The sequence below is a fragment of the Paracoccaceae bacterium genome (assembly GCA_033344815.1).
Classification (GTDB): Bacteria; Pseudomonadota; Alphaproteobacteria; order Rhodobacterales; family Rhodobacteraceae; genus Roseobacter.
In genome coordinates, this window is the sequence record JAWPMR010000001.1 from 4,206,623 (window position 1) to 4,223,362 (window position 16,740).

Here is a 16,740-nt window from a genome sequence, read left to right on the forward strand (position 1 = left end):
TGAAAGGCTGAAACACTGGCTTGGCGCGTGTGGAAAGAACCGTTAAGGCCACCAAGTGCGCCTTTTTGTCTTGATATGTTTTACGATGACCGCTTTTGCTGCGAATTCTCTGCTGACCCGTTTCGCAGTTGAAAATGAATTTATTGACCCATCCAGTTTTGCATTGATACGGGTTCTATCAGGTGCGATCGTGCTGGGCGCAATTCTGACTGTCCGCGGTGGGCAATTGAAACTGCTTGATCGCGCTCGCGTTCTGGGCGCGTCCAGTCTGACCGCCTATATGGTGGGGTTTTCGCTGGCTTATGTGACTTTAGATGCCGGGCTTGGTGCTCTGATCCTGTTTGGTGTTGTGCAAATCTCTATGTTTGCACATGGGTCTTTGACGGGCGCGCGCCCTACGCCCCGCCAACTTATCGGCGCGACACTCGCTTTTACCGGGTTGATGTTCGCCCTTTGGCCCGGTGCTGGCGGAAGTTCTGACCCGATCGGAGCAAGCTTCATGGTCTTGGCGGGTCTTGGATGGGCGGCCTACACGATCTCCGGACGCGGGACGGGCGATCCTTTGGCGGCGACGACGGCGAACTTCATCCTGTGCATGCCGATCTTGACAGTCATTCTGGCCGGTTTTGCAACACATGCGTCCTTCTCTGGATGGGTTCTTGCAAGTGTTTGCGGTGGCATCACATCGGGGTTGGGGTATGCGCTGTGGTATCGTGTCCTGCCGCAGTTACAGGGCAATATTGCTGCAATTGTTCAACTGTGCGTCCCCATCATCGCCTTGCTCGGTGGCGCTGTTCTGCTTGGTGAAGCGCTCTCCCGAACGATCATATTTGCGACAGTTCTGGTCATCTCTGGTATCGCGATCGCAGTTACATCACAATCGTCTCAAGCAGATCGTAAGTAATCCCGCCACTGTCTGAAAAAGCAACCTTTGCCAAACTGCTGGGTTTGAAATTCAGTTTGGCTACTTCTTCTTCACTCGCCCAGATATGGCGGTTTACGATTTGTTCGGGATCTTGCCAATCATTTGGAATCCTGTGATCGCCAAGAATGTCACACCGAAAAAAGACCTCAACCTGATGAAACCCGGTGCGCGGATCGTGAAACTCATTTACCAGGCATGGTTGTCGCGCCTTCACGTGCAAACCGGTTTCTTCTTTTACTTCTCGTGCGAGGTTGTCGGGAAGCGATGCTCCGGGTTCAACGCCGCCTCCCGGAGCACACAAAAGAGTGCTGCGCGCTTTTGGCCAGGCATTGACAAGAAGCAGTTTCGACTCGTGTATGATCACCGCGCGAGCGGCCAGTCGGACGGGTTTTGGGCTCATAAAGACAGTTTCCGGTCAATGCACGTGACGTTGCACTTTCGCAATCAGTATAATGACACTATCTGATTTGGTATGACCAGCACTATGAGAACCCTTTTTGCAGCTTGTGCAATCGCTTTATGTGCGGCCTCGGCCCATGCGCGGTGCGTGGTATTGTTGCACGGACTGGCCCGGACGGAGTTTTCATTTGCTTTGATGGAGACCGCTCTTATTTCTGAGGGGTATGCTGTTGTACGCCCTGGATACCCGTCAACAACCGCGCCTGTAGCTGATTTGGTTGCACGTACACTGCCTGACGCCATGGCCAAATGCGGACCGCGCGGGCAAATCGACTTTGTGACCCATTCCATGGGAGGTATATTGTTGCGCCAATGGGTCGCAGACACAGATCCTGACAGATTGGGGCGCGTCGTGATGCTGGCCCCTCCCAACCAAGGCAGCGAAGTCGTTGATGCTTTCTCCGACATAGACGCGTTTGACTGGATCAATGGACCTGCTGGCGCGCAGCTGGGCACAAAACCCAGCGATCTGCCGCGCAGGTTGCCGCCAGCCACCTTTGATCTTGGTGTGATTGCTGGCGATCAGTCTCTAAATCCTTACTTTTCATCATTGCTCCCGGGGCAGGATGACGGCAAAGTTTCGGTCGCGTCGACCCGCGTTGCAGGAATGAATGACCATATAGTGCTGCCGGTCACCCATACCTTCATGATGAACAACCCGCGGGTCATTGCTCAAACCATCTCCTTCTTGAACACGGGTAAATTTGATCGGACCCTGACTTGGTTTGACGCAGTTCTTTCGCAACTTGGTTGCTCAAACGGAAATTGCGTGCCCAGCGTTGGAGACATGATTGGCCGACCTTAAGCTTCAGGGCGCGTGCGTTCTCGGCCGTGATGGGCTGGAAGGTGCGGACCTGTGCATATCCGGTAGATCCATTGTCAAAGACTGCGATGCCCGGCCTACCGACCTTTCCGGATTTTGGCTGCTTCCCGGCATTGTGGACCTGCATGGCGATGGGTTTGAACGGCATCTGGCGCCCAGGCGCGGTGCGATGAAGCAGTTGGGCGAAGGTCTTGTCGCCACCGAAGCCGAGTTGGCGGCAAACGGCATAACGACGGCAGTATTGGCGCAATTTGTGAGTTGGGAAGGCGGCTTGCGCGGGCTGGAATTTGCCGATCAGGTTTTTGCTGCCATTCGGGACACGGCACCTGAATTGGTGACCGATCTGTATGCTCAACTGCGGCTTGAAATTCATCTCATGGATTTATTCGAAATCCTGCCGGATCGTATGATTCAATGGGGCGTTGATTACGTCGTGTTCAATGATCATCTGCCCCATGAACGTCTGGCGCAGCGACGCAAGCCACCCAGAATGGTGGGACAGGCATTGAAGGCCGGGCGAAATCCGGATGCGCATTTCGAATTGATGCTGGCATTGCAGGCTCAGGCTGGCGAAGTCCCCGCAGCGTTGGACCGGCTTTGCGCGGCTTTGCAGGAGCGCGCAATACGTATGGGGAGCCACGATGACGCATCCAAGATAGGGCGTGACATCTGGCATCAGCGCGGCGCGTGTATTGCGGAATTTCCTGAAACGCTGGAGGCCGCCGAAGCTGCGCAGGATGCGGGCGATGCCGTCATTCTGGGCGCGCCGAATGTTGTGCGCGGGGGGTCGCACAAAGGCAATGTTTCGGCCGTTGAATTGATTTCAATGGGCCTGTGTAACGCCATCGCTTCAGATTACCACTATCCCAGCCCTCGGCGCGCGGCACTGATGTTGGCCAAAAGCGGCGTTATCGATCTGGCCGCGTCGTGGCGTCTGATTTCAGAGGGCCCGGCAAAAATACTCGGTTTTGAAGACCGTGGCACGCTTGGGGCAGGCAAACGGGCTGATATCGTCATACTTGACGCTGAAACTCAACGCGTTGCTGCGACACTGGTTGCAGGGCGGTTCAGCTACATGAGTGGAGAAATCGCAGAACGGTTTTTTAATCTACCGTAACTAGAATTATTCAATAATTCTATTGACATGGCCCATTTTGCGACCCGGTTTCGTATCGGATTTCCCATATAGATGCACGGCGCAATTGGCCTCTTGGACCAGCTTCGGAATCTTGTCGACGTCCTCACCAATCAGGTTTTCCATCGTGACATCGGCATATCGCGATCCGTTGCCCAACGACCATCCCGCAATAGCCCTGATGTGCTGTTCAAATTGATCCACTGCACAACCATTCTGGGTCCAGTGACCAGAGTTGTGCACGCGCGGCGCGATTTCATTCACGATCAAGCCATCGCGCGTGACAAACAATTCAACGCCAAGTACACCAACATAATCGAGCGCGTTCAATATGTTCGCGGCTATCAAAACAGCATCCGTGCGCATGGACGCATTCAGACGTGCGGGTACGGTCGTGGTGTGGAGGATGCCGTTGCGGTGAACATTTTCGCCCGGGTCATAACACGCGACATCGCCTTGCGCGCTGCGGGCTGCAATGACCGAAACCTCATGGGTGAACTCTACGAACCCTTCCAAGACCGCAGGTTGATCGGCGATGACGGCCCACGCCGAGGGTGTATCCGCTGAGGTTTTCAAGCGTGCTTGCCCTTTGCCGTCATACCCAAAGCGGCGGGTTTTCAGGATGGCAGGTGTGCCCACGATCTGAACCGCTTTTTCAAGCCCGTCGCGGTCCGTCACGTCAGCGAAGGGAGCGACTTTCAAGCCCAGATCCTGCAAGAATGTCTTTTCCGTCAAACGATCCTGACTGACCCGAAGTGCCTCTCGACCGGGGCGGATTGTGGCCGTTTTTTCTATGATATCCAATGCGGATGTAGGAATGTTCTCAAACTCATAAGTCACAAGGTCCACGTTTTGCGCGAATTCGGTAAGCGCTGCGGCGTCCTCATATGAGGCTGTTGTTGTGCGATCTGCCACCTGACCTGCAGGCGGTTCAGCCCCGGGCTCAAAAATATGTGTTTTAAAGCCAAGCCTTGACGCTGCAACTGACAACATACGCCCTAGTTGGCCGCCGCCCAGAATACCGATCGTTGCGCCGGGGAGTAGCGGTTCATTCATCGCGTGGTGCCTCGGGAATAGAGGCGGATAAATCCGCGCGCCAGGTATCCAGGCGGATCGCCAAAGCTTTATCCTTCAAAGCCAGAATACCAGCCGCCATAAGCCCGGCATTTACCGCCCCAGCCGCGCCAATGGCCATGGTAGCGACGGGATATCCACGCGGCATTTGCACAATGGAATAAAGCGAATCCACGCCTGAGAGTGCCTTGGTTTGCACAGGAACGCCCACGACTGGGATCCGCGTTTTGGAAGCCATCATGCCCGGCAGATGCGCGGCCCCCCCTGCGCCTGCTATGATGACCTGTAAGCCGCGGTCGGCCGCTTTTGAGCCATAGTCCCAAAGGCGATCTGGCGTGCGATGTGCGGACACAATCCGCGTTTCGTAGGAAACTTCTAAATCATCCAGCACACCTGCGGCTTCGCGCATCGTGGGCCAATCCGACTGGCTGCCCATGATTATTCCGACAACGGGTTCGGTCATGTCAAAGGCTCCCCTGGCCCACTTCTTCGAAGCGGCACTATAGCCAAACACGGAGCGTAGGCAATGTGCAGAAAAACACGAATGGAAAAGGGTTTAGGCTATGATGTCGGGTGTGAGGCGGTCTTCGATTTGGGCGATGACGTCCTTCAGGCGCAATTTGCGTTTTTTGAGGCGTTGCAAGGTCAGCTGGTCGCCCATGCCTTTTTCGCTCAAGGCTTGAATGGCTTCGTCCAGATCGCGGTGCTCTCGTCGAAACACGGCAAGCTCAACCCGCAGGACTTCCTCCGTTTTCATTGACAGATCGGTTGGGGCGTTCATGCAAGGTGATTCCGTTTGTACGTTCAACAACATCATAGGCATTCACCATCTCTGCGCATAGCCCTTGCGTCTGGCCTCAATGCTACCCATATTTACTTTAAGGATTGCCACAACGGGATCTGCAACTGACTGTCGCTTGACGAATAAGGACGTGTCGCATGACGAAAATGACCCTCGCCTCTTATCCTCATATGCTGGGGTTTGAGCAACTTGAACGCTTACTGGAACGTACCGCAAAATCCGGTAACGAAGGGTACCCTCCCTTCAATATCGAGCAGACATCGGATTTTTCATACCGGATTACGCTGGCTGTGGCCGGTTTCGGTGAAAATGACCTTTCGATCACTGTGGAAGACCGCCAGTTGGTGATCCGAGGGCGCCAAAACGATGATGACGAGGGGCGCGTGTATTTGCATCGCGGTATCGCCTCACGACAGTTTCAGCGCAGTTTTGTTTTAGCGGACGGCGTCGAAGTTGGTGAAGCGATTATCGAAAATGGCCTGCTTCATGTAGACCTCAGCCGCGCGAAACCACAGACCGTTGTTAAGACCATCAACATCAAGAAAGGGTAACAACATGCAAGAACCATATGAAACAGCGCCGACGGAAAACCGCATCGTCTATGTCAAAGCAGTTGATGTGACCGAGTTGCCCAGCGAAGTGCGTGATCAAGCCGGCGATCTGGACCATCTCTATGCAGTGCATGACAGCGACGGACAGCAATTGGCTCTTGTGGCAGACCGTAGCCTGGCATTTCGGTTGGCGCGGCAAAATGACTATGCGCCCGTTGCGGTGCACTAGCGATCAGTTGTCCGAAGGAAAATGATGTCAAGGCCGCAGACCGCTGCGGCCTTTTGTTGTTTAAGGAGATTTCATGAAATTTGATTTCGATTGGGTTGATGCATTTTCAGACGTGCCGTTTGGCGGCAACGGATGTTCTGTCGTCCATGGCGGCGCGGTTTTGCCCGACGAAACCTGCATGGCTTACGTGAAAGAAACCTCGCTGGTGGAATGCACATTCACGGGTCCATCCAAAGTTGCCGATGTAAGCGTGAGGTATTTTCTGGCAAGCCGGGAGATCCCTTTCGCAGGGCATCCGACTGTGGCGACGGTGATGGCTCTGCGCGCCCGGGGCTTGGTGGGCGATGGCGTTTTAACACTTGAAACACAGGCGGGTATCATCCCGGTCGAAGTCCATGGCAATCACGTCAAGATGACCCAGATCGCACCGGTATTTGGCACGACAGTTCCCGCCGACGTAGTGGCTGCTGTTGGTGGGTTGGAACCGGGTGATATCATCGGTGAGCCTCAAGTCGTGTCCACTGGGCTGCCGTTTTGCGTGACGGTCGTGAAAGACCGCACGGCGCTGGAGCGTCTTGTCCTGAACGTTGAAGCGTTGGCGGCTCTTGGTCGATACCTTAAGCAACCTGAAATCGACATGATGGAGCCTTTCTGGGTGACGCTGTCAGGCGCTACTCTTCAGGGGAACACGTTTAGCCGTTTGCTTCTTGCGCCTCCGAGTCCACCAGAGGATCCGTTCACGGGATCTGCGACAGGAGCCATGGCCGCGTATCTTTGGAAAAACGATATGATCACGAAACGGGATTTTGTTGCCGAGCAGGGGCATGGCATGGGGCGACCCGGGCAAGCAAATGTCTGCGTTTTGGGGGATCGGGACGCTATTTCCGGAGTAGAGGTTGCAGGGCAGGGGACGATTGTCATGTCAGGCACAGCTTTTTTACCGTCCTAGGAAAAACAGGAAAACCACTTATGAGATGGCTTTTGCGTGCTGTCGTTGACTAGTTGCGCGCTCCAGATGAGGTAAGTGCGAAAATAAGACTTGCTGTTGAAGTGGCTTTGGAAAGCCGCAACCCCGCACTAGAATAGCTGTTCAAAACGAGCGAAGCGTTTTCCTGACTTTTGACATTGCCGCACTGGTTCTCGAATATCAGGCATCGAGTGGTCTTCACGCCGCCTGCAGTGCTCCTACGCTCTGGTCAATATGACAGGTAGCCCGCCTTTTGGTTTCGGAATCGGCATGCGGTGCCAATCTGGAGGCGGACCCGCCAATTTGACGCGTCGTTCGCGCAAAAGTGTTCCCACAAAAAGTTTGATCTGCATGGTTGAGAAATGCATGCCAAGGCACTTGTGCGCACCGCCGCCAAACGGAGACCAGGCAAAACGGTGGCTCAGGTCCTCTGCGCGCTCTTTGGAAAATCGCTCGGGATCAAACTGGGTAGGATTGCTAAAATATTCTGGCGACAGCATCGTCACCCCCGGATTGAGCGACACGGATGTGCCCGCAGGAATAGTGAAGCCGTTCCATTCAAAGTCTTTGATGGCCCGCCGAGGGATAAAAGGTACCGGTGGGACCAAACGCAGTGCTTCTCGAAAAACCAGATTGGTCTGTTCCATCTTGCCCAAGGCCTCTTCGTCAAGCGGGCCATCGCCAAGCTCTGAAACCTCTTGGACCAGACGATCCTGCCAGTCAGTGTGTTCACTCAAAGCGGCAATCATAACGGACAGCGCGGTGGCTGTGGTGTCATGTGCCGCCATGATCAACAGGTTGAATTGCTCGAGGATTTGATCTTCGTTCCAACCTTGGCCGTTCTCATCCTTGGCAACACACATTTGGGAAAAGAAGTCATCACCTCCCTGCGCGCGGCGCTCCGGAATCAAGGTGCGAAACGTTTCGATCAAAAATCTGCGACCCCTGACGCCACGCCACATCGGCGTGAATGGGATAGGGCTGCGCACAGCCGTGACAGAGGCTTTGATTTCGTCTTCAATGGCGCGGTTTACCTTTTTGGCCAAGGTGCCGTCCAGCGGCAGTCCCATGAAAACAGCGCCGCCCAACTTGAGCGTCAAGGCTTTGACAGCCTTGTAAAAACAGAACGCTTCGCCGTCAGGCCATGCATCCAACAAAACCTTCATCGCATCTGCCATGCGCAAGCGGTAATCGCGGATCGCGGAGGCACGGAATGCGGCCTGCATGATCCTCCGATTGGCGCGGTGGTGGTCAAAATCCTGCAACAACAGACCCCCGGGATAGATGCGCTGCAGGGCGTCCCAGCCGCCTTGGGAGGAGAAATTGCGCTCCTTGTCCAAGAGCACCATTTGCATGGCATCAGCCCCGCACAGATTTACCCGCCAGACGCCCAGCATGTTGACTTTGTAGACTGAACCGAACTTTTTGATGTACTCCTGCTGCGTCCCATAAGCGTCGCGCACAATTTCAAGCGTGTGACCAATAAGGGGAGTTGCCGGAGGGCCGGGGATGTGCGCCAGAGCGGTTTTGGTGGGCATGAAGAGGACCTCGCCGAAAGGAGTATTCAGAACGCGCCACGGACGGCACGGTCTGGTTTATCCGATCAGGAAGTGTGAAGCGTGTTAACGGAGCGTACGCACGCAACACCGACAGCGCCCAAGATTACCAAAATCAAAAATATGGCGCGGCGTCGGACATCCTCGCAAGCGCGCGAGATTCTGATCAATCGGCAACGGCTATTCGGCCGCGCTTGTTGCAACTTGCACCACGGGTTCATGGGCAGACGACACCGCGCCGTCCTCGTTTTCGGCCAGAAAGCGCTCGGCTTCCAAAGCTGCCATGCATCCCATACCGGCAGAGGTGACAGCCTGCCGGTACTTGTGGTCTGTCAGGTCACCGGCCGCGAACACGCCGGGGATAGAAGTTTCGGTGCTATCTGGTTTCGTGACAACATAGCCGCCCATGTGGGTTTCCAGCACGTCCTTGACCAATTCATTTGAAGGGGCATGCCCGATGGCGACAAAGACCCCCTTGGCCGGGATTTCCGTGAGCGCGCCGGTTTGGGTGTGTTTGACGCGGATTGATTCGACGCCAAGGGGCGCATCCGTGCCGAGCACTTCGTCGAGTTCATGAAACCACAAGGGTTCGATTTTTGGATTTTTCATCAAACGGTCGATGAGGATTTTCTCGGCGCGCAGTTCGTCTCTACGGTGGACCAAGGTGACTTTTGAGGCGAAATTCGTCAAGAACAGGGCTTCTTCGACCGCAGTGTTACCACCCCCGATCACGACAATTTCCTGCCCTCTATAGAAAAATCCATCGCAGGTGGCACAGGCTGAAACTCCAAAGCCTTTGAATTTTTCCTCTGAGGGCAGGCCCAGCCATTTCGCACGGGCTCCTGTCGCCAGAATGACAGCATCCGCGATATATGTTGTGCCGCTGTCGCCTTTTGCCACAAACGGGCGCTGTTGAAGATTCAGATCGGTTATGATGTCGCCGATGATTTCAGTGCCCATGGCTTTGGCATGTTCCTGCATGCGTATCATCAGATCGGGACCCTGTACTTCGCTGTCGCCCGGCCAGTTTTCAACCTCGGTGGTGGTCGTCAACTGTCCACCTGGTTCGATCCCCTGAACGAGAATTGGGTTCAACATGGCACGGCTCGCATAGACGCCCGCCGTGTAGCCAGCCGGCCCTGATCCGATGATGAGGACGCGTGTTTGTCTAGTTTCGGCCATAGGGACCCCCAATAAAATGCACCGCAGCAGCGTTTGATATATAGCGGGGATGGGCAAGCTTAAACCCCCCTAGTATCGCCGAAGAACATCGGGTCATGCCACAAAACTGAACACTTGTGGAAAGAATCTTGCGCGAATGCGAAATATTATTGCGCGCGCTGTGGTCGCTGTTATAACAACCGAAAATCTTGGGGGCGAAATGGCTGGAACTCGACTGGACTCCATCGATCGAAAAATCCTTGCGGAACTTCAAGCCGACGGCCGCATGACCAATGTGGAATTGGCGAACCGTGTTGGCATATCTGCCCCGCCGTGTCTGCGCCGAGTGCGTTCATTGGAAGAAGCGGGATTTATCAAAGGCTACCACGCGGATGTTGATGCGCGCGAGCTTGGCTTTGAGGTGCAGGTTTTTGCGATGGTTGGTCTCGCCAGCCAGGCCGAATCGGATCTGACAGCATTTGAGGACCGGTGCAGAGCCTGGCCTTTGGTGCGCGAGTGTCACATGCTCAACGGCGAAGTGGATTTTGTTCTGAAATGCGCCGCGCCCGATTTGTCGACGTTTCAGAGATTTCTTACAAGTGATTTGCTGACAACGCCCAATGTGGAAAGCGTTAAGACTTCCCTTGTTATTCGGGGCGCCAAGGATGAACCCGGTGTGCCTTTCGAAATACTGGAAGAGCGGCTCAAAAACTCCGCCTGAAAAGGACCGAAGAACCTCATCGCACGTATTGGGAAAGATCAAGTAGCGCACAGTTGCTTTTCGAAATGACCATCCTTTGAACACGCTTCAGCGACCCGCTTTTTGAATTCCGTTCGAGATGAAAAGCGCCACTCGTTTTTTTGTTACGAGGTTCAAGGGAAAGGTGGAACCGCGAACGTCAAAGCCGCCTACAATTCCGCTTACTCTAACCGAAGTGAGCAATACCGAACTTCATTTTCTTAGATTGGCTAGGTTTTATGTTTCTGAAAGACGGTCTCTTGCGGCCTTAAAAACACATTAATCTTAGTGCAGGACATTCTGGCAGCTAACATATGGTTGCTGCCTTGTACGGGGACCGAATTGCCGCGATGTGCGCCTCCCTAAAGAGTGATGGCGGCAATCAACCGACCATAATCGGCTTCTTGCTCGTGGGTTGTGCGGCGATAAGAATAAAACCGCTCCGCATCTGCATAGGTACAATGACGTGTCCATTCTGCCGACCCAATTCCTGCCTCGCGCAGGCGGTGTAACCCGAAGCCGGGGAGATCAAAATGCAGACGATCTCCTTCACCATTTGCAAAGAAACGGGCGTAACCATCGTTTTCGGCAATAAAAATCTCAAAAAACTCAGGTCCTACTTCGTAAGCGCGTTGCGAGATGGTGGGGCCAATCACGGCCACGATCTTTTGGCGCGTCGCTCCTAAACCACACATCGCGTCAATCGTGGCTTCGAGGATACCTTCAAGTGCGCCACGCCAACCGGCATGCGCTGCGCCGATGACTTGATTTTCAACGTCTGCAAACAAAACGGGTTGGCAATCTGCCGTCAGAACAGACAACGCGAGGCCAGGCGTATCTGTTACCATTGCATCGGCTTTAGGCTTTTTGTCTGAGGCTCCGGCCACTGTGATCGCTTTGTTGGAGTGAACCTGATGAACACCCAGCAGCATGTGGGTCGGGACGTCCATTGCGTTGGCAACCCGCGCGCGATTGATTGCGACGATTTCGGATTGATCCGAACTCCCGAGGCCGCAGTTCAGACCTGCAAATACACCCGAAGATGCTCCGCCGCGACGCGTGAAGAAGCCGTGTTTCAAGGGTAAAAGATCTTCAGATGTCAGTATTTCTAATGTCATATTTCCAAACCCGGTGGTGGCGGACTGCCCTCGGGAAACAGACCCATCACTTTGAACAGATTTCCCATTTCATCTGGATGCGTCAAGCGTCGATGCGCTTTAATATGGCTGTCAAGCGCTGGTCCCTGCAGGTTTGCTGCCAAATTCTGTGCGCGTTGTGAAATGCCAATCCGTTCCAGAAAGACACCCTGAGGTGTCATGCGCGTGTGAGCACAGAGCGCTGCTTGTGCCAGAGCCTCGAAGTCAACGTGTGCAGTCAGATCGGCGCAGCCCGGATCGCTTAAAGGAGGCACGACTTGATGGTTTTGCACGGCTTGAAACGTATCTCCAAGGCTGCGCCAATCGCCGTAATCCAGGATTAATGCCGCGCCGCCATGATCGGCAATCGTTTGGCCTACGGATGCCATGATTGGTGCTGCGCCTGGTGAATACTCAATCACGTGCCCGGGTTTCGTTTCTGACAGCCTATCCGCCAGCGTCGGTTGCGGGAGTTCCGGACTCAACCCGAGTGCCAAGGCGCCGTCCTGCAAACCAATCTGCGTTTCGCGCCAATGAACTGACCCACGGGTGAATTGTCGAATGGGCAGCGCGTCAAAGAACTCGTTGGCGATCAGAAACAGCGGCGCTACCGGCAAGGCGTCGACGCGGGATAGATGTGTCACGGAAAACCCTGACAGAACATCGCGTTGCATGGCCGCTAATCTGGGTGATGCTTCGACTAAAACGATTTCGGCGGACGCGTGAAAACCGGGGATATTTCGCGTGGCACGCAGCGCATCGTTCATCAAAGTGCCGCGACCAGGACCCAGTTCCGCAAACACGAAATGTTCTGGGCGTCCTTGGTCGATCCACGTTTGAGCAAGCGTGAGGCCGACAAGTTCACCAAACATCTGACTGATTTCCGGTGCAGTGGTAAAATCGCCTGCGGCACCGATAGGTAACCGCGTCGTGTAGTACCCAAATTCCGGGTGCAGAAGGCACTCCACCATATAGTCAGCGAGAGAGATGGGACCGTTTTGGGCAATCCTGGCGCAAATGAGATCGTGCAGTTTCATGGTCTTCGACGCGCGCGGGTAACGAGCCATACACCTAGCAAGATCATCGGAATGGACAGGATTTGCCCCATTGTAAGCCCCCAGCCAGCGACGTGCCATGCAAGACCCAAGGGGTTCCTGTCTGAAATGAACTGCGCGTCGGGTTGCCTGACAAATTCGACGGTGAAACGTGCCAGACCGTATCCAGCAAAAAAGACGCCAGCGACCAAACCGGGTTTCTTCAATGCGCCTGATCGCCAGACAAGCCAGATCAGGACTGCCCCTACCAGGAGGCCCTCAAGAGCGGCTTCATAGAGTTGCGAGGGATGGCGCGCGCAGATCCCCGCAACATCGGGGCAAAACTGCGCGGCCTCTGTAGGAAACGCGACACCCCAAGGCAATGTGGTAGGCCGTCCCCAGAGTTCTGCGTTGATGAAATTCGCCAGTCGTCCGAGCAACAATCCGGGCGGCACTCCCAGCGCCATGATATCCGCCGCGCTGAGGCGGGGAATGTTATGACGCCACGTGTATATCCACCCAGCCAGAATCACGCCCAAAAGCCCTCCGTGAAAGGCCATGCCGCCTTGCCAGACGGCAAGGATTTCTCCCGGGTGGTTCAGAAAGTACTCTGGTTGATAAAAAGTGACGTAACCGATCCGCCCCCCAAGAATCACACCGATAATGACCCATGTCAGCAAATCCTCGATTTGAGGCGCACTCATCACTGGCGCATCGTTGCGCCACAGTTTTGGCGTTTTGACGGCGCGCACCACCAATTGCCAACCCAGGAGGATCCCAACGATGTAAGCCAAAGCATACCAGCGCAGCGCCAGTTCAAAACCAAAGATGGAAATCGAAAAGATTTCCGGCGAAATTTCGGGAAAGGGCAGAGTCGCACGCATGGCGCATCCTTTCCTTTTGTCTGGATCGCTTGTCAACCTTGCAGCGGGCGTGGTTTGGTCCCATATAACAATTGTGAACAGCCGGAGTGGATCAATGCAAACGCGCAACAAAATCTTTGACGACATATCGCAGTTGATGACCAATGCGATGGGCGTGGCCCAGGGCGCGCGCGACGAAGCAGAAACGGCCATGAAAAGCATGATGGACCGATGGCTCGCGGATCGCGACTTTGTTACGCGGGAAGAGTTCGACGCGGTACGTGCCATGGCACAAAAAGCGCGCGAAGAGAATGACGCTCTCAAAGCGCGCCTCGACGCCTTTGAAGCCAAGAGCTAAACCGACTCTGGCGCTCCGCCCGAACAGGTTCTGGCGCGCGGAACGCCAACTTTGCAGTTAATAAATGGTTAAAGTGGGTCACCAATCGTTACGATTGGTTATATTTTGCGTGTTCACGCCTTTCATCCACAACTTATTGCGGTTTCCCACAAGAATAGGGGTTGCCACAGCATCGTTCACACCGCACCATATCTTGTATAGGCATGGGGGCTCGCCCCGGTCTGTAGAGCAGGCACCTAGCATTGGGGGCCGTCACCGGCCTGTGACGCTAGCGCGAAAAAAGAGGTGGCACAATGGCCCTGTCAGAGCATTATCTGGAAGATGATATTCACCCCATCGATATCGTTGAGCATCTAGCGGCGCACCACGATTGGGATTTCGACCGTATCTCGGATGAGCAGATCGCAATGGCCGTAGAAGGCCAGTGGCGCACCTATTCCCTCACACTGGCCTGGTCGGCCTATGACGAAACGTTAAGGATGATCTGCACCTTTGATATGGAGCCACCGGACGAAAAGCGATCTGAACTTTATGAGCTACTGAACCATATCAACGATCAATGCTGGGCCGGCGCGTTCACGTATTGGGACGAGCAAAAGCTCATGGTTTATCGCTATGGTCTGGTCATGGCGGGCGGTCATGTTGCAAGCGCGGATCAGATCGACACCATGATCGGCGCTGCGGTGATGAGCGCGGAACGGTATTATCCCGCCATGCAATTGCTTGTTTGGGGCAATCAAACTCCGACGCAGGCTCTGCAGGTCGCCATTGCAGAGGCTTACGGTCGCGCGTAACAATCCCCCGACACGTTTTGCGGGGGGCATAAAAACATGAACGACAGTCGTATCGCGCGCCAGGGGCTCGTTCTGCTGGGATGCGGCAAGATGGGATCGGCGATGTTGGCTGGGTGGCTCGCACAGGGTTTACCATCGTCCTCTGTCTCGGTTGTTGATCCCAACCCCTCAGAGTGGCTTTTGTCTACGGGCGTATTGGTGAATGCCAGTTTGCCCGCCAAACCTGCGCTCGTGCTTGTCGCGGTAAAACCACAGATGATGGCGGAGGCTTTGCCAACGTTGCAGGCAATGGGAAATGGGGAAACCGTTTTTGTCAGCGTGGCCGCGGGCATAACAATTGCTTCCTTTGAGCACATTCTTGGCCCAGAAACGCCGATTGTACGCGCGATGCCCAATACGCCAGCGGCAATTTCGCGTGGAATTACAGCAATCATTGGCAATGCTGCCGTAGAATCTTCCGCCCTCGAAGAGGCCGAAATGCTGTTGAGCGCGGTTGGCGAAGTTGTCAGGTTGCAAAATGAGTCGCAAATTGACGCTGTGACGGGAGTGAGTGGTTCTGGCCCCGCTTATGTATTTCACATGATAGAAACCATGGCGGCGGCTGGCATGGCCCAAGGCTTGCCTGCCGACCTTTCAATGCAATTGGCGAAGGCAACGGTTGCGGGCGCGGGTGCCTTGGCACAATCATCTGAAGAAGATCCCGCACAACTACGGGTCAACGTCACCTCGCCGAACGGCACGACGCAGGCCGCTCTTGACGTATTGATGGATCCAGTAAAAGGATTTCCCGCGCTGTTGAACCGCGCAGTCAAGGCGGCTGCAGACAGATCTCGGGAACTTGCAAATGGATAACATTAGCTTTGACGACTTTCTCAAAGTCGACGTGCGGTGCGGTGTGGTACTGCGTGCCGAAACCTTTCCAGAGGCACGCAAACCCGCGATCAAGATGTGGATTGATTTTGGGGGTGATATCGGCGAGCGGAAATCATCCGCACAAGTCACGGCCCACTATGATCCTGAAACGCTGATTGGCAAACAAGTTTTGGCTGTGGTGAATTTTCCACCACGCCAGATCGGGCCGTTTTTATCTGAGGTGCTGGTGCTGGGCTTGCCGGATGAAACGGGTGAAATCGTACTGATCACACCCGACGCCAAAGTGCCCAACGGAGGACGATTGCATTGACCAAAGTTTTTATGACCCGGCCGTTGCCACAAACGGTGCAAGACGCAGCCGCGCAGCTCTTTGACCTGACGGTACGCGCGATGACCTCCCCCCTCAGCGTTGAGGAAATGCGCAGTGCGCTCAGCGACTATGACGGCGTAGTACCAACATTGGGCGATATGTTCTCGGCGGAAATTTTTGCCGCGCAACCATCCTGGCGTTGCAGGATTTTGGCGAACTTTGGTGTTGGGTATAACCACATCGACGTGGATGCAGCTGTTGCCTCGGGCATAACAGTCAGCAACACGCCGGGGGCAGTGACGGATGCAACGGCAGACACCGCGATGACCCTGATGCTGATGAGTGCGCGCCGTGCTGGCGAGGGCGAACGATTGCTACGCGCGGGGCAGTGGGACGGCTGGCATCCAACGCAACTTCTGGGTATGCACCTGGGCGGAAAAACGGTCGGTATCGTCGGCATGGGACGGATTGGGCAGGCGATTGCGCGACGCTGTCATTTTGGGTTTGGCATGAACGTTGCCTATCATAGTCGCTCCGCCAAGACGCTTGATTTCCCGGCAGAGCGCAGAGAGAGCCTGCTGGATTTGGCTACAGCAGTTGATGTCCTTGTGATTGCGGTGCCTGGAGGGGATTCGACGCACCATCTGATAAATGCCGAGGTGCTGAGGGCAATGAAAAGTCACGCGCATCTGATCAACATCGCGCGCGGTAACGTGGTGGAGGAAGCGGCGCTGATTGATGCGCTTTTGCAAGGTCAGATTGGTGGCGCAGGCTTGGATGTCTATGAGTTTGAACCCGCCGTGCCGCAGGCGTTGAAGGCTATGGAAAACGTAGTTTTGCTGCCCCATATCGGGACGGCTGCCTTGGAAGTGCGCGAAGACATGGGCATGATGACTGTTACTAACCTTGAGGCATTCTTTGCCGGTCAAACGCCGCCAAACAAGGTTTAAG

21 protein-coding genes are annotated in these 16,740 nt (G+C 54.9%); 12 read left to right on the plus strand and 9 right to left on the minus strand.

What is annotated here, in order from left to right:
* Positions 1–85: 85 nt before the first annotated feature.
* On the plus strand, positions 86–904 hold the full coding sequence (locus R8G34_19485) for a DMT family transporter (GenBank protein ID MDW3225037.1): 819 nt from the start codon (positions 86–88) through the stop codon (positions 902–904).
* Here R8G34_19485 and R8G34_19490 read toward each other — a convergent pair.
* Positions 870–1,325 carry an NUDIX domain-containing protein gene (locus R8G34_19490; protein ID MDW3225038.1) on the minus strand — a complete coding sequence of 152 codons (456 nt, stop codon included), beginning with the start codon at positions 1,323–1,325 and terminating at the stop codon, positions 870–872. The genes R8G34_19485 and R8G34_19490 overlap by 35 nt on opposite strands.
* An 84-nt stretch (positions 1,326–1,409) precedes the next feature.
* Between R8G34_19490 and R8G34_19495 the strand changes: the two genes are divergently transcribed.
* Both R8G34_19495 and R8G34_19500 read left to right on the plus strand, forming a co-directional pair.
* Positions 1,410–2,189, plus strand: coding sequence for an alpha/beta fold hydrolase (locus R8G34_19495; GenBank protein ID MDW3225039.1), 780 nt, complete (start codon positions 1,410–1,412; stop codon positions 2,187–2,189).
* Positions 2,176–3,324, plus strand: coding sequence for an alpha-D-ribose 1-methylphosphonate 5-triphosphate diphosphatase (locus R8G34_19500; protein MDW3225040.1), 1,149 nt, complete (start codon positions 2,176–2,178; stop codon positions 3,322–3,324). The genes R8G34_19495 and R8G34_19500 overlap by 14 nt, the downstream gene beginning before the upstream one ends.
* A 6-nt stretch (positions 3,325–3,330) precedes the next feature.
* Here R8G34_19500 and R8G34_19505 read toward each other — a convergent pair whose 3' ends face one another.
* The 3 genes from R8G34_19505 to R8G34_19515 all read right to left on the minus strand — a co-directional run bounded on the left by R8G34_19505 (position 3,331) and on the right by R8G34_19515 (position 5,197).
* The gene (locus tag R8G34_19505) at positions 3,331–4,398 is read right to left on the minus strand and encodes a 5-(carboxyamino)imidazole ribonucleotide synthase (protein ID MDW3225041.1); all 1,068 of its coding nucleotides are present in this window, start codon (positions 4,396–4,398) and stop codon (positions 3,331–3,333) included.
* A complete protein-coding gene (gene purE / locus R8G34_19510) occupies positions 4,391–4,879 on the minus strand; it encodes a 5-(carboxyamino)imidazole ribonucleotide mutase (GenBank protein ID MDW3225042.1) in 489 nt (162 codons plus the stop codon). Before purE ends, R8G34_19505 begins: the two co-directional genes overlap by 8 nt.
* A gap of 93 nt (positions 4,880–4,972) precedes the next feature.
* On the minus strand, positions 4,973–5,197 hold the full coding sequence (locus R8G34_19515; GenBank protein ID MDW3225043.1) for a DUF465 domain-containing protein: 225 nt from the start codon (positions 5,195–5,197) through the stop codon (positions 4,973–4,975).
* 158 nt (positions 5,198–5,355) lie between these two features.
* On the opposite strand from R8G34_19515, the gene R8G34_19520 reads away from it, so the two are divergent.
* From R8G34_19520 to R8G34_19530, 3 genes are all read left to right on the plus strand, one after another.
* Entirely contained in the window at positions 5,356–5,769 is a 414-nt protein-coding gene (locus tag R8G34_19520) for an Hsp20 family protein (protein MDW3225044.1), read from the plus strand.
* Positions 5,770–5,773: 4 nt separating this feature from the next.
* Positions 5,774–5,998 carry a DUF1150 family protein gene (locus R8G34_19525; GenBank protein MDW3225045.1) on the plus strand — a complete coding sequence of 75 codons (225 nt, stop codon included), beginning with the start codon at positions 5,774–5,776 and terminating at the stop codon, positions 5,996–5,998.
* Between the two features lie 73 nt (positions 5,999–6,071).
* A complete protein-coding gene (locus tag R8G34_19530; GenBank protein MDW3225046.1) occupies positions 6,072–6,947 on the plus strand; it encodes a PhzF family phenazine biosynthesis protein in 876 nt (291 codons plus the stop codon).
* A gap of 236 nt (positions 6,948–7,183) precedes the next feature.
* Here R8G34_19530 and R8G34_19535 read toward each other — a convergent pair whose 3' ends face one another.
* Both R8G34_19535 and trxB read right to left on the minus strand, forming a co-directional pair.
* Positions 7,184–8,503: a cytochrome P450 gene (locus tag R8G34_19535; protein ID MDW3225047.1), complete on the minus strand. Its 1,320-nt coding sequence runs from the start codon at positions 8,501–8,503 to the stop codon at positions 7,184–7,186.
* A 198-nt stretch (positions 8,504–8,701) separates the two neighbouring features.
* Positions 8,702–9,703: a thioredoxin-disulfide reductase gene (gene trxB, locus R8G34_19540; GenBank protein MDW3225048.1), complete on the minus strand. Its 1,002-nt coding sequence runs from the start codon at positions 9,701–9,703 to the stop codon at positions 8,702–8,704.
* A 199-nt stretch (positions 9,704–9,902) separates the two neighbouring features.
* Between trxB and R8G34_19545 the strand changes: the two genes are divergently transcribed.
* On the plus strand, positions 9,903–10,403 hold the full coding sequence (locus tag R8G34_19545; GenBank protein MDW3225049.1) for an Lrp/AsnC family transcriptional regulator: 501 nt from the start codon (positions 9,903–9,905) through the stop codon (positions 10,401–10,403).
* A 380-nt stretch (positions 10,404–10,783) separates the two neighbouring features.
* Here R8G34_19545 and pgeF read toward each other — a convergent pair whose 3' ends face one another.
* From pgeF to lgt, 3 genes are read right to left on the minus strand one after another with little or no spacing between them, the layout of a single operon-like run.
* The gene (gene pgeF / locus R8G34_19550; protein MDW3225050.1) at positions 10,784–11,539 is read right to left on the minus strand and encodes a peptidoglycan editing factor PgeF; all 756 of its coding nucleotides are present in this window, start codon (positions 11,537–11,539) and stop codon (positions 10,784–10,786) included.
* Positions 11,536–12,594 (minus strand): SAM-dependent methyltransferase, encoded by a 1,059-nt coding sequence (locus tag R8G34_19555; GenBank protein ID MDW3225051.1) that lies wholly within the window; start codon positions 12,592–12,594, stop codon positions 11,536–11,538. The genes pgeF and R8G34_19555 overlap by 4 nt, the downstream gene beginning before the upstream one ends.
* Complete coding sequence (gene lgt / locus R8G34_19560; GenBank protein MDW3225052.1) at positions 12,591–13,475, minus strand: prolipoprotein diacylglyceryl transferase; 885 nt, start codon at positions 13,473–13,475, stop codon at positions 12,591–12,593. The genes R8G34_19555 and lgt overlap by 4 nt, the downstream gene beginning before the upstream one ends.
* Positions 13,476–13,569: 94 nt before the next feature.
* On the opposite strand from lgt, the gene R8G34_19565 reads away from it, so the two are divergent.
* The 5 genes from R8G34_19565 (at position 13,570) to R8G34_19585 (ending at position 16,739) form a co-directional block, all read left to right on the plus strand.
* Positions 13,570–13,812, plus strand: coding sequence for an accessory factor UbiK family protein (locus R8G34_19565; GenBank protein ID MDW3225053.1), 243 nt, complete (start codon positions 13,570–13,572; stop codon positions 13,810–13,812).
* A 293-nt stretch (positions 13,813–14,105) separates the two neighbouring features.
* Positions 14,106–14,606, plus strand: a complete 501-nt coding sequence (locus R8G34_19570; GenBank protein ID MDW3225054.1) for a YbjN domain-containing protein — start codon at positions 14,106–14,108, stop codon at positions 14,604–14,606.
* Positions 14,607–14,642: 36 nt separating this feature from the next.
* Positions 14,643–15,458, plus strand: coding sequence for a pyrroline-5-carboxylate reductase (gene proC, locus R8G34_19575; protein ID MDW3225055.1), 816 nt, complete (start codon positions 14,643–14,645; stop codon positions 15,456–15,458).
* Positions 15,451–15,789 (plus strand): tRNA-binding protein, encoded by a 339-nt coding sequence (locus R8G34_19580; protein ID MDW3225056.1) that lies wholly within the window; start codon positions 15,451–15,453, stop codon positions 15,787–15,789. Before proC ends, R8G34_19580 begins: the two co-directional genes overlap by 8 nt.
* 11 nt (positions 15,790–15,800) lie before the next feature.
* Positions 15,801–16,739, plus strand: coding sequence for a D-glycerate dehydrogenase (locus tag R8G34_19585; protein MDW3225057.1), 939 nt, complete (start codon positions 15,801–15,803; stop codon positions 16,737–16,739).
* Position 16,740 lies beyond the last annotated feature (1 nt).

Bases quoted from the DNA above. Each gene is read 5' to 3' on its own strand.
- proC (MDW3225055.1), top strand. From the start codon at position 14,643: ATGAACGACAGTCGTATCGCGCGCCAGGGGCTCGTTCTGCTGGGATGC.
- R8G34_19565 (MDW3225053.1), top strand. From the start codon at position 13,570: ATGCAAACGCGCAACAAAATCTTTGACGACATATCGCAGTTGATGACC.
- R8G34_19535 (MDW3225047.1), bottom strand. From the start codon at position 8,503: ATGCCCACCAAAACCGCTCTGGCGCACATCCCCGGCCCTCCGGCAACT.
- R8G34_19530 (MDW3225046.1), top strand. From the start codon at position 6,072: ATGAAATTTGATTTCGATTGGGTTGATGCATTTTCAGACGTGCCGTTT.
- lgt (MDW3225052.1), bottom strand. From the start codon at position 13,475: ATGCGTGCGACTCTGCCCTTTCCCGAAATTTCGCCGGAAATCTTTTCG.
- trxB (MDW3225048.1), bottom strand. From the start codon at position 9,703: ATGGCCGAAACTAGACAAACACGCGTCCTCATCATCGGATCAGGGCCG.
- R8G34_19555 (MDW3225051.1), bottom strand. From the start codon at position 12,594: ATGAAACTGCACGATCTCATTTGCGCCAGGATTGCCCAAAACGGTCCC.
- purE (MDW3225042.1), bottom strand. From the start codon at position 4,879: ATGACCGAACCCGTTGTCGGAATAATCATGGGCAGCCAGTCGGATTGG.
- R8G34_19545 (MDW3225049.1), top strand. From the start codon at position 9,903: ATGGCTGGAACTCGACTGGACTCCATCGATCGAAAAATCCTTGCGGAA.
- R8G34_19505 (MDW3225041.1), bottom strand. From the start codon at position 4,398: ATGAATGAACCGCTACTCCCCGGCGCAACGATCGGTATTCTGGGCGGC.
- R8G34_19490 (MDW3225038.1), bottom strand. From the start codon at position 1,325: ATGAGCCCAAAACCCGTCCGACTGGCCGCTCGCGCGGTGATCATACAC.
- pgeF (MDW3225050.1), bottom strand. From the start codon at position 11,539: ATGACATTAGAAATACTGACATCTGAAGATCTTTTACCCTTGAAACAC.
- R8G34_19495 (MDW3225039.1), top strand. From the start codon at position 1,410: ATGAGAACCCTTTTTGCAGCTTGTGCAATCGCTTTATGTGCGGCCTCG.
- R8G34_19585 (MDW3225057.1), top strand. From the start codon at position 15,801: ATGACCCGGCCGTTGCCACAAACGGTGCAAGACGCAGCCGCGCAGCTC.
- R8G34_19485 (MDW3225037.1), top strand. From the start codon at position 86: ATGACCGCTTTTGCTGCGAATTCTCTGCTGACCCGTTTCGCAGTTGAA.
- R8G34_19515 (MDW3225043.1), bottom strand. From the start codon at position 5,197: ATGAACGCCCCAACCGATCTGTCAATGAAAACGGAGGAAGTCCTGCGG.
- R8G34_19520 (MDW3225044.1), top strand. From the start codon at position 5,356: ATGACGAAAATGACCCTCGCCTCTTATCCTCATATGCTGGGGTTTGAG.
- R8G34_19580 (MDW3225056.1), top strand. From the start codon at position 15,451: ATGGATAACATTAGCTTTGACGACTTTCTCAAAGTCGACGTGCGGTGC.
- R8G34_19570 (MDW3225054.1), top strand. From the start codon at position 14,106: ATGGCCCTGTCAGAGCATTATCTGGAAGATGATATTCACCCCATCGAT.
- R8G34_19525 (MDW3225045.1), top strand. From the start codon at position 5,774: ATGCAAGAACCATATGAAACAGCGCCGACGGAAAACCGCATCGTCTAT.